Raw genomic sequence first — 13,787 nt, 5'->3', positions numbered from 1 at the left:
TCCTTTTTCATGGACCCCGGGCGCGATTATTCGCGGACCCAGATTTCGTAACGCACGGCGCTGGGGTTGGGGGCCACCGCCTGCACATTGTTCTGGCTGCGCCCGGCCATTACCAGCTGCCGCCAGGGCTGGGACTCCGGCGCCACCTCGAAGCCGTCCTTATCGAACCATTTGATCTTGTATTGGAAATCCAGTTCAGCCTTCCAGCCGTTTTCCAGGGTCGCCTGCACATACATCAGGTCGCCCACGGTTTTTTCCCGCAGCCTTTCCACCGACAGGCGGTTGCCCAGCAGGCTATTGTTGGTGTGCAGTTCCACCTCGCCGTTGTCGCCGGGCCGGGCCATGTTGGAGTTGGAACAGGCGGCCAGCATCACCACCAGCAGCAGCGCGCCAAGCGGCGCAAGAACGGATTTCATAGCGGTCCCTCCTGAACGGGTAACACGCGGGTGATCAGCCCATCGGGCAGCGATACCACGTGGATCACGGTGAGCCCGCCTTCCACCACGGGCACGGTCAAACTAGCACCGCCCCCGGGCGTGCTCAACTGGAGCCGGTGCTCGCCGGGGGGCAATAACAAACGGGTGGCCTGGCCGTAGGCGGGCAGGCTCAGCCAGCTACGCAGATCGGCGCGCTCGCTGACCACATTGAACAGCTGGGTAAGCAGCGCGCCCACCGGCCCGAAATCGTCGTTGGCCTTTTTCTGCAGATTATACTTGCCGGTGGCGCGCAGGGTTTGACGCAGCAGCATACCCGGCAATTGTTCCTTGAGGTGTTTGGCGGCCAGGCCGCCCACGTCGGTGAGCACCTCGGTGCGGGCGGAGAGGTCGCCGGTGGTCACGGTCAGCGGCGCCGGGCGCGGCTTGTCGGCGGCGGAGTAGGTGGGGAAGGCCACCGCGAACAGCCCGTGGATGGTGGGAATCGGCAGGCTCAACTCACGGCGCGGCGGCACATAGCCCTGTTCGTAAAGCACCGCCACCAGGCCCTGCCCGCGCGGCCGGCGGCCGTCCTGGGCCCGGGATACCCGGGTCACGTCTTGCTTGAGCAGGTCCGAGGTCGGGTGGATTTCCAGCGCCTTTTTATAGTCCACCAGGGCGTCGTTGTACTCGCCGTGGGCCTCCCAGAACAGGGCCGAGAGGTAAAAGGTCCAGGCGTTCTGGAAGCTGGCCTTAACATCGCCGACGGCGGCGTCCAGGCCGGCGAAGTAGCCGTCGAACTGGTCGGTATCCAGGTCCTGGCGGTCGGCCTCCTCCTTGGCCTCGGCGATTTCCCGGTCGCGCCGGTTGGCCGCCACCTGCTGTTCGTTGGAAGCGGCGCGCAGTTCCACGGCGGTGCCGGTCACGTCGCCCTGGTGCCAGTAGTTGAGCGCCTGGTAGGCGTGGCTGTAGATGCGCTCGTACTCCGGCGCCACATAGGGCCGGGCGTTGTCGTTGACCAGCAGGGCGCCGGCATTGGCGGCCAGCCCGCTGGCCCGCAGGCGCGCCTGTTCGTCGGTGTCGCGGTAATCATCGATGGCCCGCCGGAAGGCCTGCTGGCTGGCGTCGGTGTCGCCGTCCAGCTGCTCCACCCGGCCCAGCTCCTGCAGGTAGAGCACGCCGTCGGCGCCGTCCGCGCCCTTGGTGAGCAGCGCCACCGGCGCGGCACCGGCGCCCAGGCCGTTCTTCCAGTCACGGGCCTGGTCCGGATAGGGCTGGAACAGCGAGCGGGTGGCGCAGCCGGACAACAGGGCCATGCCCAGCAGGCAGAGCAGCGCATTGCGGGTGAAGCACCAGATCAAGGGCGAGGCATCCTTATTCCCCAGGGATCGGACATAAAAAACCGGAGTGGGCAAGTTAGCCCGACTCCGGTTTCTTGTCGAGGCACCGGCGCGCCGGTGGGGTGCTAGAACAGCACCCGGGTGCGGATGGTGCCCTCGATGGTACGGAGCTTGTCCAGGGCCAGCTGGCTGTAGCCCTTGTTGACGTCAATCACCACGTAGCCGATGTCCTGATTGGTTTGCAGGTATTGGCCGCAGATGTTGATGTCGTTCTCGGAGAAGATCGCGTTGATCTGGCTGAGAATGCCGGGGATGTTCTTGTGAATGTGCAGCAACCGGTGCAGGTCCGGGTGCGACGGCAGCGCCACCTCCGGGAAATTCACCGCGCTCAGGGTGGACCCGTTGTCGGAGTAACGGATCAGTTTCTCCGATACCTCGGTGCCGATGTTCTCCTGGGCCTCGTGGGTGGAGCCGCCGATGTGCGGGGTCAGGATCACATTGTCGAATTCGCGCAGGGGGCTGACGAATTCGTCGTTGTTGCCCTTCGGCTCTTCCGGGAACACGTCGATGGCCGCGCCCAGCAGGTGGCCGTCCTGAATCGCCGCCGCCAGGGCGTCGATGTCGACCACCTTGCCGCGGGCATAGTTGATCAGGTAGCTCTTGGGCTTCATGGCGCGGATCTGTTCTTCCTGGATCATCCAGCGGGTGCCGGCGGTGTCCGGCACGTGCAGGCTGACCACGTCGGACAGGCTCAACAGGTCGTTGAGGCTGGCCACCTGGGTGGCGTTACCCAGCGGCAGCTTGGGCACCACGTCGTAGAAGTACACCCTCATGCCCATGGATTCCGCCAGCACCGACACCTGGGCGCCGATGTTGCCGTAGCCGACGATGCCCAGCTTCTTGCCCCGGATCTCGTAGCTGTCCTTGGCGGACTTGAGCCAGCCACCCCGGTGGGCCACCGCGTTCTTCTCGGGGATGCCGCGCATCAGGTTGATGGTGTGGGCGATCACCAGTTCCGCCACCGAGCGGGTATTGGAGTAGGGGGCGTTGAACACCGGGATACCGCGCTTGAGGGCGGCGTTCAGATCCACCTGGTTGGTGCCGATACAGAAACAACCCACGGCCATCAGCTTCTCGGCGGCGGCGAACACGTCCTCGGTGAGCTGGGTGCGCGAACGGATGCCGATCACATGGGCGTCCTTCACGGCCTCCTTGAGGTCGTCGCCGGTCAACGCGGTGGGCAGCAGCTCCACGTTGGAATAGCCGTTGGCGTTCAGATTATCCACCGCGTTCTGGTGGACGCCCTCGAGCAGGAGAATACGGATCTTGTCCTTCTCAAGAGAGGTATTGGCCATGGGTGCTCTCGGTAGCGGGTTAAATGGGCGCGTATGGTATCATAGCCGGCCCCGGATGAGACCCATCCCGCTTATCGTTGTCTTCAAGTCGACTTGAACAAGCCTGGAGTTGCCTATGACCGCCCTGGCCCACGCCGCGCTGGACCAATTGACCGAGCTGCTCGGCAGCCGCTGCCTGACCGATGCGGAGAGCGCGGCGCGCTACGGGGTGGACTGGACCAAGGTGTGGGCGCCGGCGCCCTGCGCCGTGGTGCTGCCGGAAACCGCCGAGGAGGTTCAGCAGATCGTCGAGATCGCCAATGAGCACGGCCTGCCGCTGGTGCCCTCCGGCGGGCGCACCGGCCTGTCGGCGGCGGCGGTGGCCGCCGACGGCGAGCTGGTGGTGGCGTTCGACCGCATGAACAAGATTCTCGACTTCAACGAGTACGACCGGGCCGTCACCGTGCAGCCCGGGCTGGTCACCCAGCAGCTGCAGGAATTCGCCGAGCAGCAGGGCCTGTTCTACCCGGTGGATTTCGCCTCCGCCGGCTCCAGCCAGATCGGCGGCAATATCAACACCAACGCCGGCGGCATCAAGGTGATCCGCTACGGCATGACCCGGGACTGGATCTCCGGCCTCAAGGTGGTGACCGGGCGCGGCGACTTGCTGGACCTGAACAAGGGCCTGATCAAGAACGCCACCGGCTACGATCTGCGCCACCTGTTCATTGGCTCGGAGGGCACCCTGGGCTTCGTGGTGGAGGCCACCGTGCGCCTGACCCGGGCGCCCCGGGACCTGACCGCCCTGGTGCTGGGCGCCCCCGGTTTCCGCGAGGTCATGAAGGTGCTGCACGCCTTCCAGAAGGACATCGACCTGACCGCCTTCGAGTTCTTCTCCGACAAGGCCATGGCCCATGTGCTGGAGCACGGTGTGGCGCGGCCGTTCGACACCGAGTGCCCGTTCTACTGCCTGCTGGAATTCGAACAGCTCTCCGAGCAGGTGGGCGAGCGCGCCATGGAGATCTTCGAGCACTGCGTGGAGCAGGGCTGGGTGCTGGACGGGGTGATGAGCCAGTCCCTGGGGCAGCTGCGGCAGCTGTGGCAACTGCGCGAACGGATCTCCGAATCCATCGCCCCGCACACCCCGTACAAGAACGATATTTCGGTGACCATCTCCAAGGTGCCGGATTTCGTCGAGGATGTGGACAAGGTGGTGCAGGACGCCTACCCGGATTTCGAGATCGTCTGGTTCGGCCATATCGGCGACGGCAACATGCACCTCAATATTCTCAAGCCGGCGGATCTGGCCAAGGAAGAATTCTTCAAGCGCTGCGGAGAGGTGTCCAAGTGGGTGTTCGAGATCGTGGCCCGCTACAACGGCTCGATCTCCGCGGAGCACGGCGTGGGCATGACCAAGAAACCCTACCTGGGCTATTCGCGCAGCGAAGAGGACATCGACGCCATGAAGGCGATCAAAACGGTGTTCGACCCCAACAACATCATGAATCCCGGGAAACTGTTCGATGTCTGAGCGTTACGTACATCGCTGGATCGACGGCTCGGAGATGGATCTTCCGGTGGGCAAGATCGTCTGCGTCGGCCGCAACTACGCGGAACACGCCCGCGAGCTGGGCAATGAAGTACCGGACTCACCGCTGCTGTTCATGAAGGGCGCCAATGCCCTGTGCACGCTGCACGAACCCCTGGCGCTGCCCGAAGGGCAGGGCGAGGTGCACCATGAAGTGGAAATGGTGGTGATGATCGGCAAGCCGCTGAGCCGGGAAACCGATCTGGATAAAATCCGCTATTCCATCGCCGCCTACGGCATCGGTCTGGATCTGACCCTGCGCGACGTGCAGACCAGGCTGAAGGAAAAGGGCCAGCCCTGGGAACGGGCCAAGGCCTTCGACGGCGCCGCGCCGGTGTCCGGTTTCGTGGACGCCCGGGGCATTTCCGTGCGGCAGAATCTGGAGGTATCGCTGGAGATCAATGGCGAGATGCGCCAGCACGGCCACACCGGCCAGATGCTGTTCCCCACCTTCAATCTGATCGCCGACATCAATCAGGTGTTCAGTCTCGAACCCGGCGATCTGGTATTTACCGGCACCCCCGCCGGCGTCGGCCCGCTGCAGGGCGGCGACACCTTCACCGCGCGGCTCGGTAATATTCTGCAGGTTTTCGGGCGCGTTCAAGCCTGACTGACGCCCAATGTAGGAGCGGCTTCAGCCGCGATGGCGACTGAACCATCGCGGCTGAAGCCGCTCCCACGGGGTTCCTAGCTGCCGATGTCGGCGTCGGTGTTGTTCTTGTCGAACGCCTGGACCGGGCTGTTTTCATCGCACTTGGGTTCGTGCATGAAGGTGTTGGTCACGTCCACCACGCCCAGGTGCTGGATGGTGCGGCGGCCGATCAGTACCGGGTAGAGCATGTCGCTGCGGTTATCCAGACCGAACTGCTCTTCATAGATGGTGTTGCCGAAACAGATTTTCATCAGCACCACCGGACGGTCATCCTTGCCACCGGCGCCGCGCACGGTCAGGTCACGGTAGATCGGCCGCTCGAAGGTTTCGCTGACCATTTCCTTTTCATTCTGGTCTTCCACCTTGACCTTGAAGCGTACCCATTCCTCGCCGTCTTTCTCAAAGCGTTCCACGTCCACCGCGTGCATGGACGATGTCAGTGCGCCGGTATCGAGCTTGGCTTTGACCTTGGCGCCCATGGGTTCCAGGGTGGCGTTTTCCACCCAGCCGAACACGTTCTGAATCTCGGTGTTCGCCTGGCTGATGGAAGCGCCCAGAAGCAGGCCGATCACGATAAAAATCCGTCGCATAATAATCCTCATTGATTGTCAGGGTTGTTCCCGCAGGGCCTGCACGCGGCGTCGCATGTCCTCGGCTTCGACCGCTTCCGGGGGTACCGGTTCACCGGCGCTGAGCACCACCCGCGACCAGAATCGGCGCGGCAGGCCGGTCAGGGCTCGCCCGCCCTTATGGCTGAAGAAGCTACCCCATAGACCGGAAAGTGCCATAGGAATCACCGGCACGGGCGTTTCCTTTACAATTTTTTCCAGCCCGGCCCGAAATTCACCCACCTCGCCGTCCGGGGTCAGCTGGCCTTCCGGGAACAGGCACACCACCTGCCCGTCCGCCAGTTCCTCACGGATTCGGCGGAACGCCTCTTCGTACACTTGCGGGTTACGTTCCTTGCCGTCGATGGGGATTGCCTTGCCGCCCCGGAAGATCAGGTTCATCAGCGGCAGATCGTAGATCGGCTTGAACATGACGAAGCGCGCCGGCCGCCGTACCGCGCCGCCGAGCAGCAAGGCGTCCACATAGCTGACGTGGTTGCACACCAGCAGGCAGGGCCCTTCATCCGGAATATTGTCCAGCCCCTTCCCTTTGATCCGGTACAGCACGTTGGTAAGCATCCACACCAGCAGCCGGATCAGGAACTCGGGCACCACCGTGTAGATGTAGATGGCCACCACCACGTTGAGCAGCGCCAGTACCAGGAAGAACTGCGGCACGGTGAGGTCCAGCATGCCCACCAGCACGATGCCGGCGGCGGCGGACAGCACCATCAGCAGCGCATTGAGAATATTGTTGGCGGCGATGATGCGCGCCAGATGGCGCGGGTCGGAGCGCTGCTGGATAAAGGCGAACAGGGGCACGATATAGAAGCCGCCGAACACCCCGATGCCGAGCAGATCCACCAGCACCCGCCAGCCGGCGGGCTCCGCCAGAAAGGCGCCGAGGCCCAGTTCCACGCCCTTGGGAAGGCCGGCGTAGGAAAAGAACAGATCCACGCCGAACAGGCTCAGGCCAATGGAGCCCAGCGGCACCAGGCCCAGTTCCACCCGGCGGGCGGACAGCTTCTCGCACAACCAGGAACCCAGGCCGATGCCCACCGAGAAGGTGCCCAGCAGCAGCGCATAGAGGCCGTCGGTGCCGAGCAGGTAGTCGTCCACATAGACCTTGAGCTGGGTGGTATAGGCGGCGCCCAGGAACCAGAACCAGGAAATCCCCAGCACGCACATCCACACCGATTTCACCTCGCGGGCATAGCCGACGATGCGCCAGGTCTCCTTCCACAGATTCCAGTCCAGCCGGCTGGCCGGGTCCGCCGCCGGCGCCGAGGGAATGCCCCGCGCCGCCAGATAGCCCAGCAGCGCCAGGCCCACCACGGCGGTGGACACGATGGCCGGGCTGGCCGCGTCCATCTTCAACAGCACCCCGGAAATGGAGCCCAGCAGAATCGCCAGAAAGGTGCCCATTTCCACCAGGGCGTTGCCGGTGACCAGTTCCCGGGGGCCGAGATGCTGGGGAATGATGGCGTACTTGATCGGGCCGAAGAAGGTGGACTGCAGCCCCATCAAAAACAGTACCGCCAGCAGAAAGTACACATTGCTGAAGAAGAAGCCGGCGGCGGCGCACCCCATGATCAGCACCTCCGCCAGTTTGATGCGCCGCACCAGCATGGCCCGGTCGAACTTGTCCGCCACCTGGCCGGCCAGGGCCGAGAACAGAAAGAACGGCAGGATGAACAACGCCAGGGCCACGTTGTTGAGGGTGTTCACCTCGGTGCCGGCGACCACGCCGCTGGCGATCAGCAGAATCAGCGCCTGGCGGAATACGTTGTCGTTGAAGGCGCCCAGAAACTGGGTGAAAAAGAACGGGCCGAAGCGCCGTTTGCCAAGCAGCGAAAAGGTGCCTTCCTTCATCGGTTTGTCCCCCGGTCGCCGCCATCCGGCGCCACATTGGTGGTGGCGGACCAGTCCGCCAGATAATGGCGCAGCAGGGAATCCACGATTTCCCCCGGGTCCACGTCGCCGGCCACGTCCAGTTTATTGCCCAGATACAGCACGCAGATACCGTGCAGGCTGCCCCACAGGGTGCGCGCGCCCAGCATCCGCTCCCGCTCGGTGGCCCAGGGCGCCAGCCGCTGCAATTGCTGCTCCACCATCAGAAACAGGCTGCGGGTGCGGCGCGCGTACCAGTCCGGCACCGGCGACCCCTGGTTCATGCGGTGTTCGAACACCAGCTGCCACAGCGGCGTGCGGTCGCGGGACAGCGCCAGGTAGTGGTGGGCCATGGCGTTGAGCGCCGCCTGGGGATTTTCCATGCCGGAGGCTCCGTCCATGCGATCCAGCAGGGTATCCAGGGTGTCCGCGTTCACATGCAGGATCAGGTCGTCCAGGTTCTCGAACAGGTGGTAGAGCATGGCCGGGGCGTAGCCCAACCGCCGCGCCACTTCGCGGACACTGAGTTTATCCAGGCCCTGCTCGGTGACCAGGGTGCGCACCGTGCCGATGGCCAGGGCCCGCAGTTCCGGTTTGCTGTGCTGGTTACGTCGTGCCATCGCCGGCTTCCATCAATCGGTTGGAGAATTGAAGGTGGCCATTATAACGATGATTGGTGAACACTGTTCAAGAGGGACGGCGAACCGGTTGCCGGAAATGTGAAGCCCTAGGCCTCCGGCGCCCCGGGCCGGCGGCCGATGGGACGGGCCGGGTTGCCGGCGACGATGGTCCAGGGGGGCACGTCACGGGTGACCACCGCGCCCATGCCGACCACCGCATGGTCGCCGATGGTGACGCCGTCCACCACGCCGGCCCGGGCGCCCAGCCAGACGTCGCGGCCAATGACGAGGCCCCGGGAAGTAACCGGTTGCTGGCGCACCAGCGCATCGGCGCGCAGGCCGTGATCGAAGGCGTACAGGGTGGCGTAGGCGGCGATGCGGGTATGGTCACCGATGACGATGCCGGCGGCGCCCCCTTCCAGGGTGGCGTGATGGTTGATGCTGACGTGGGCGCCCAGGGTCAGGGGACCGTGCAGAACGCAGTCGGCGGCGATCTGGGTGTGGTCACCGATCAGGATGTCACGCCCCGGTTCGGCGAACAGCCGCGCCTGGGGTGCCACAAAACAGTGCGCGCCGAAGTGCACCGTCTCCAATCTGGACCACTCCTCCTGCAGCGCCCGCTGCCAGGGTTCCGCCCAGGCTCGGTGGCGGGGCTTGAGGCGCGGGTACAGCCAGGGCATGTAGGCCAGACGTTGCTGGTGTTGTTCGCGGTAGGGATCGTCCATGGGCATACGGGGTCGTGGGCGGACCCCGCATGCTACACCAATCCCCGGCTCAGGCGGCGGCGGGCACCACCCGCTCGGCGAACAACCCCAGAATCGACGAGGCCTGATGGCATTCGCGCACCTTGGGCAGGGCGTCATCCACCTGCTGGTGGGACAGGGTTCGCCCGCGCTGCGCCTGCAGATAGGCGCGGGTCACATCGGCGCTGAATTCCGGATGGAACTGGCAGCCCCAGGCCTGGTGTCCGTAGCGGAACGCCTGGCAACTGTCGTGGCCGTTGCCGGCCAGCACTTCCACGCCCGGCGGCGCCACCCGCACCGACTGGCGGTGCATCATTTGCGCCCAGGGCTGGTCCCAAAGCGTGGCGAACAGGGGGTCGGTGCGGGCCGGCGCGGTCAGACGCAGCGCCACGGTGCCGACCTCCATGCCCAGGGGATGGTCCGCCACCTCGCCGCCCAGGGTACGGGCCAGCAGCTGGTGCCCGAAGCAGATGCCCAGCATCGGCGGGGCCTCGGACAGGGCCAGGGTGTTGTCCACCCAGCGCATCAGCCGGCGCATCCAGGGCGCTTCGTCGGTGAGCATGGCGTGGGAGCCGGTGATGATCACGCCGGCGGCTTCACTGGGGTGGGGCAGGGTGTCGCCATCCAGGGCGTCCACCACGCGCACCGGGATCGTCTCCCCCAGCCCCGTGCCGATCCAGTTTTCAAAATCGCCATAATGCTGGCGCAGGGTGGGGTAGGTGGAGCCGGTTTTCAGTATCAGTACAGGTTTCATGGGTGCCTCCGTTCAGGAGGTTCCCCAGCAAGGGGCGTACCAGCTTCGGTGAATACCCTGTAAAAGCTGGTTATCAATTTGCAGGTGTGTGATTCAGGCCAAATCCCGGTGCCGGGGGCAGCTCACCAAATGGTCGTTGACCAGGCCGGCGGCCTGCATGAAGGCGTAAAGGATGGTGGGGCCGACAAACCGGAAGCCGCGCTTCTTGAGGTCCTTGCTCATGGCCTCGGCGGTGGGGGTCACCGCCGGCACCTCGGCCAGGCGCTGGAAGTGATTCACCCGGGGTTCACCGTCCACGAAGCCCCAGATCAGGGCAGCCGGGTCGATGCCCGCCTCTTGCAGGTCCAGCCAGGCGCGGGCATTGTCCACCAGGGCGCGCATTTTCAGCCGGTTGCGAATCAGGCCGGCGTCCCCCAGCAGGGCCGCCACCTTGGCGTCGTCATAGCGGGCGATCTTCTGCACGTCGAAGTCGTCCATGGCGCGGCGGTAATTGTCGCGCTTGCGCAGCACCGTGATCCAGCTCAGGCCGGCTTGGGCCCCTTCCAGAATCAGCAGCTCGAACAACCGGCGCGGGTCGTGCTCGGGCACACCCCACTCCTCATCATGGTAGGCCACATACAGTGGGTCGGTGCCGCACCAGGGACAGCGTTCCATGGGTGAAACCCTCCTCGGAAGAACCGGAGCACGGTATCACCGGCCCCTGGGGGACGCTATACTTGCCCCCCTCATTTTCAATGCTCGGCGATCGGAACGAACAACGGGAATCACCATGGCGGACCAACCGCAAGCGGACGTAAGCACCTTCCAGGGCCTGATTCTGGCCCTGCAACAATACTGGGCCCGGCAAGGCTGCGTGGTCGTGCAGCCCCTGGACATGGAAGTGGGCGCGGGGACCTTTCACCCCAGCACCTTCCTGCGCGCCATCGGCCCGGAAAACTGGAACAGCGCCTATGTGCAGCCCTCCCGACGGCCCACCGACGGCCGCTACGGCGAGAACCCCAACCGGCTGCAGCATTATTACCAGTTCCAGGTGGTGCTGAAACCGTCTCCGGACAATATTCAGGAGCTGTACCTGGACTCCCTGCGCCAGCTCGGCTTCGACCCGCTCACCCACGATATCCGCTTCGTCGAGGACAACTGGGAATCGCCCACCCTGGGCGCCTGGGGCCTGGGCTGGGAAGTGTGGCTCAATGGCATGGAGGTGACCCAGTTCACCTACTTCCAGCAAGTGGGCGGCATCGACTGCTATCCGGTCACCGGCGAGATCACCTATGGCCTGGAGCGCCTGGCCATGTACATCCAGGGCGTGGACTCGGTCTATGACCTGGTCTGGTCCAAGGGCCCTTCCGGCACCGTCACCTACGGCGACGTGTTCCTGCAAAACGAGGTGGAGATGTCCACCTTCAACTTCGAATACGCCAATGTGGATGCCCTGTTCGGGCAGTTCGATCTGTTCGAGGCGGAGTCCACCAAGCTGATCGAGGCGGGGCTGCCGCTGCCCGCCTATGAATATGTTCTGAAGGCCTCCCACACCTTCAATCTGCTGGACGCCCGCAAGGCGATCTCGGTCACCGAGCGCCAGCGCTTCATCCTGCGGGTACGCACCCTGGCCCGGGCGGTGGCCCAGGCCTACTTCGACACCCGCCGCAAGCTGGGCTTCCCGATGGCCGACGCGGACATCCGCGAGGAAGTGGAAGCTCAACTCCTGCAGCAGGACCAGAAGGCGGCGAAGAAACAGAAGGGGGGCAAATAATGAGCCAGCAACGGGATCTGTTGATCGAACTGGGCACCGAGGAACTGCCACCGAAGGCTTTGCCGGCGCTCAGCGCCGCCTTCACCGGGGAACTGGTGCGCCAGCTCGACGACGCCGGCCTGGGCCATGGCGCCGTGGAGAGTTTCGCCGCGCCGCGCCGCCTGGCGGTGCTGGTACGCGACCTGGACGCCCGCCAGCCGGACCGCCAGGTGGAGCGTCTCGGCCCGGCGGTGCAGGCCGCCTTCGACAAGGACGGCCAGCCCACCAAGGCCGCCCAGGGCTTCGCCGCCTCCGTGGGCCTGACCGTGGATCAGCTGGAGCGCCAGCAAACCGATAAGGGCGAGCGCCTGTTCGCGCGCCTGGAGGAAACCGGCCGCGCCGCCACCGAGCTGGTGCCGGAGTTCGTCACCCAGGCGGTCAACAAGCTGCCGATTCCCAAGCGCATGCGCTGGGGCCGTCGCAAGGTACAGTTCGTGCGCCCGGCGCACTGGCTGGTGGCCCTGTTCGGCGACCAGGTGGTGGATTTTGAATTGCTCGACCAGCACGCCGGCCGCGCCACCTTCGGCCACCGCTTCCATGCCCCGGACGCCATCGAACTGGCCGAGGCCGGCGACTACGCCACCCGCCTGGAACAGGACGGCAAGGTGATCGCCGACTTCGCCCGCCGCCGGGAACTGATCCGCCAGCAGGCGGAGAAGGCCGGCCGCGACGCCGGCGGTGAAGCCCGCATCGACGAGGACCTGCTGGACGAAGTCACCGCCCTGGTGGAATGGCCAGTGGCCCTGGCCGGCCGCTTCGACGAGGATTTCCTGCGGGTGCCCCAGGAAGCGCTGATCAGTGCCATGGAAGAGCACCAGAAGTACTTCTCGGTGCTGGACGCCAACGGCAAGCTGACCCCCACCTTCATCACCATCAGCAACATCGAGTCCCGTGATCCCCAGCAGGTGATCGCCGGCAACGAGAAGGTGATCCGCCCGCGTCTGGCGGACGCCGCCTTCTTTTATGACAACGACTGCCGCAAGCCGCTGGAGCAACACGCCCAGGGCCTGGCCCAGGTGGTGTTCCAGCAGCAGCTGGGCACCCTGGCGGACAAGTGCGAGCGCATCGGCGCCCTGGCCGGCGTGATCGCCAACCAGATCGGCGGCGATGAACAACTGGCGCGCCGCGCCGGCGCGCTCTGCAAGGCCGACCTGAACAGCGAGATGGTCTACGAGTTCGACACCATGCAGGGCATCATGGGTTATTACCTGGCCCGCAACGAAGGGCTGCCCGAAGAGCTGGCCGAGGCCCTGCACGAGCAGTACCTGCCGCGCTTCGCCGGCGACAGCCTGCCTAGGACCAAAACCGGCCAGGCGGTGTCTCTGGCGGACAAGATCGACACCCTGGTGGGCATCTTCGGCATTGGCCAGACCCCCAGCGGCACCAAGGACCCCTACGCCTTGCGCCGGGCCACCCTGGGCATTCTCCGTATCATCATCGAGCAAGAGCTGCCGCTGGATATCCGAGAATTGTTGTGGGAGGCCGGAAATCAACTAAGCGGCCGGATCGACTCCGATGGCGTCCTCGAAGCCTTCGAGTTCGTGAAGGGCCGCTACCGGGCCATGTACCAGGAGCAGGGCATCGCCACCCCGGTGATCCAGTCGGTGCTGGCCATCGACGAGGCCTGCCGCCGGCCGCTGGATTTCGACCGCCGGGTGAAAGCCGTGGCCGCCTTCCAGCAGCGCGAGGAAGCCGCCGCCCTGGCCGCCGCCAACAAGCGGGTGTCCAACATTCTGGCCAAGCTGGAGCAGGCACCGCCGGAGGAAATCGACGGCGCCCTGCTGGAAGACGAAGCGGAGCAGACCCTTACCGATCTGGTGGTCAACGCCTACGAACGCAGCGAACCGCTGCTGGAGGAAGGCAACTACGGGGCGGTGTTGGCGCTGCTGGCCGAACTGCGTGAGCCGGTGGACGCCTTCTTCGACACCGTGATGGTGATGGCGGAAGACCCGGCGGTGCGCGGCAACCGCCTGGCCCTGCTGAGCTTCCTGCGGGATCTGTTCCTGAACGTGGCGGACATCAGTCTGCTGCAGGAGTAGCGCTCCTACATTTA

13 protein-coding genes are annotated in these 13,787 nt (G+C 65.0%); 4 read left to right on the top strand and 9 right to left on the bottom strand.

Translation table 11 applies throughout. The features are described 5' to 3' along the window. Positions 1 to 26: 26 nt before the first annotated feature. The 3 genes from FGS76_RS15895 to serA form a co-directional block, all read right to left on the bottom strand. Positions 27 to 416 (bottom strand): YcfL family putative periplasmic lipoprotein, encoded by a 390-nt coding sequence (locus FGS76_RS15895; RefSeq protein WP_138773632.1) that lies wholly within the window; start codon positions 414 to 416, stop codon positions 27 to 29. After that, a complete protein-coding gene (locus FGS76_RS15890) occupies positions 413 to 1,774 on the bottom strand; it encodes a COG3014 family protein (RefSeq protein WP_240692573.1) in 1,362 nt (453 codons plus the stop codon). The genes FGS76_RS15895 and FGS76_RS15890 overlap by 4 nt, the downstream gene beginning before the upstream one ends. Before the next feature lie 104 nt (positions 1,775 to 1,878). Beyond that, the gene (gene serA / locus FGS76_RS15885; RefSeq protein WP_138773631.1) at positions 1,879 to 3,108 is read right to left on the bottom strand and encodes a phosphoglycerate dehydrogenase; all 1,230 of its coding nucleotides are present in this window, start codon (positions 3,106 to 3,108) and stop codon (positions 1,879 to 1,881) included. Positions 3,109 to 3,223: 115 nt separating this feature from the next. On the opposite strand from serA, the gene FGS76_RS15880 reads away from it, so the two are divergent. Then, positions 3,224 to 4,618, top strand: a complete 1,395-nt coding sequence (locus FGS76_RS15880; RefSeq protein WP_138773630.1) for an FAD-binding oxidoreductase — start codon at positions 3,224 to 3,226, stop codon at positions 4,616 to 4,618. Further along, positions 4,611 to 5,285, top strand: coding sequence for a fumarylacetoacetate hydrolase family protein (locus FGS76_RS15875; protein WP_138773629.1), 675 nt, complete (start codon positions 4,611 to 4,613; stop codon positions 5,283 to 5,285). Before FGS76_RS15880 ends, FGS76_RS15875 begins: the two co-directional genes overlap by 8 nt. 77 nt (positions 5,286 to 5,362) lie before the next feature. Here FGS76_RS15875 and rloA3 read toward each other — a convergent pair whose 3' ends face one another. The 6 genes from rloA3 to FGS76_RS15845 all read right to left on the bottom strand — a co-directional run bounded on the left by rloA3 (position 5,363) and on the right by FGS76_RS15845 (position 10,596). Continuing rightward, a complete protein-coding gene (gene rloA3 / locus FGS76_RS15870; RefSeq protein ID WP_240692572.1) occupies positions 5,363 to 5,917 on the bottom strand; it encodes a retropepsin-like aspartic peptidase RloA3 in 555 nt (184 codons plus the stop codon). 18 nt (positions 5,918 to 5,935) lie between these two features. Further along, positions 5,936 to 7,807, bottom strand: a complete 1,872-nt coding sequence (locus tag FGS76_RS15865) for an MFS transporter (protein WP_138773627.1) — start codon at positions 7,805 to 7,807, stop codon at positions 5,936 to 5,938. After that, complete coding sequence (locus FGS76_RS15860; RefSeq protein ID WP_138773626.1) at positions 7,804 to 8,445, bottom strand: TetR/AcrR family transcriptional regulator; 642 nt, start codon at positions 8,443 to 8,445, stop codon at positions 7,804 to 7,806. Before FGS76_RS15860 ends, FGS76_RS15865 begins: the two co-directional genes overlap by 4 nt. 107 nt (positions 8,446 to 8,552) lie before the next feature. Continuing rightward, positions 8,553 to 9,176 (bottom strand): acyltransferase, encoded by a 624-nt coding sequence (locus FGS76_RS15855; RefSeq protein WP_138773625.1) that lies wholly within the window; start codon positions 9,174 to 9,176, stop codon positions 8,553 to 8,555. A gap of 43 nt (positions 9,177 to 9,219) precedes the next feature. After that, on the bottom strand, positions 9,220 to 9,942 hold the full coding sequence (locus tag FGS76_RS15850) for a glutamine amidotransferase (RefSeq protein WP_138773624.1): 723 nt from the start codon (positions 9,940 to 9,942) through the stop codon (positions 9,220 to 9,222). 93 nt (positions 9,943 to 10,035) lie between these two features. Next, positions 10,036 to 10,596 carry a DNA-3-methyladenine glycosylase I gene (locus FGS76_RS15845; protein WP_138773623.1) on the bottom strand — a complete coding sequence of 187 codons (561 nt, stop codon included), beginning with the start codon at positions 10,594 to 10,596 and terminating at the stop codon, positions 10,036 to 10,038. Between the two features lie 115 nt (positions 10,597 to 10,711). Here FGS76_RS15845 and glyQ point away from each other — a divergent pair, with 115 nt between their 5' ends. Further along, on the top strand, positions 10,712 to 11,695 hold the full coding sequence (gene glyQ, locus FGS76_RS15840) for a glycine--tRNA ligase subunit alpha (protein ID WP_138773622.1): 984 nt from the start codon (positions 10,712 to 10,714) through the stop codon (positions 11,693 to 11,695). Further along, positions 11,695 to 13,773 carry a glycine--tRNA ligase subunit beta gene (gene glyS, locus FGS76_RS15835; protein WP_138773621.1) on the top strand — a complete coding sequence of 693 codons (2,079 nt, stop codon included), beginning with the start codon at positions 11,695 to 11,697 and terminating at the stop codon, positions 13,771 to 13,773. The genes glyQ and glyS overlap by 1 nt, the downstream gene beginning before the upstream one ends. Positions 13,774 to 13,787: the final 14 nt, after the last annotated feature.

The sequence above is a fragment of the Alloalcanivorax gelatiniphagus genome, from assembly GCF_005938655.1.
GTDB lineage: Bacteria > Pseudomonadota > Gammaproteobacteria > Pseudomonadales > Alcanivoracaceae > Alloalcanivorax > Alloalcanivorax gelatiniphagus.
The sequence above is the reverse complement of the archived record's forward strand: the minus strand, read 5'-3'. Positions and strand labels throughout refer to the sequence as shown.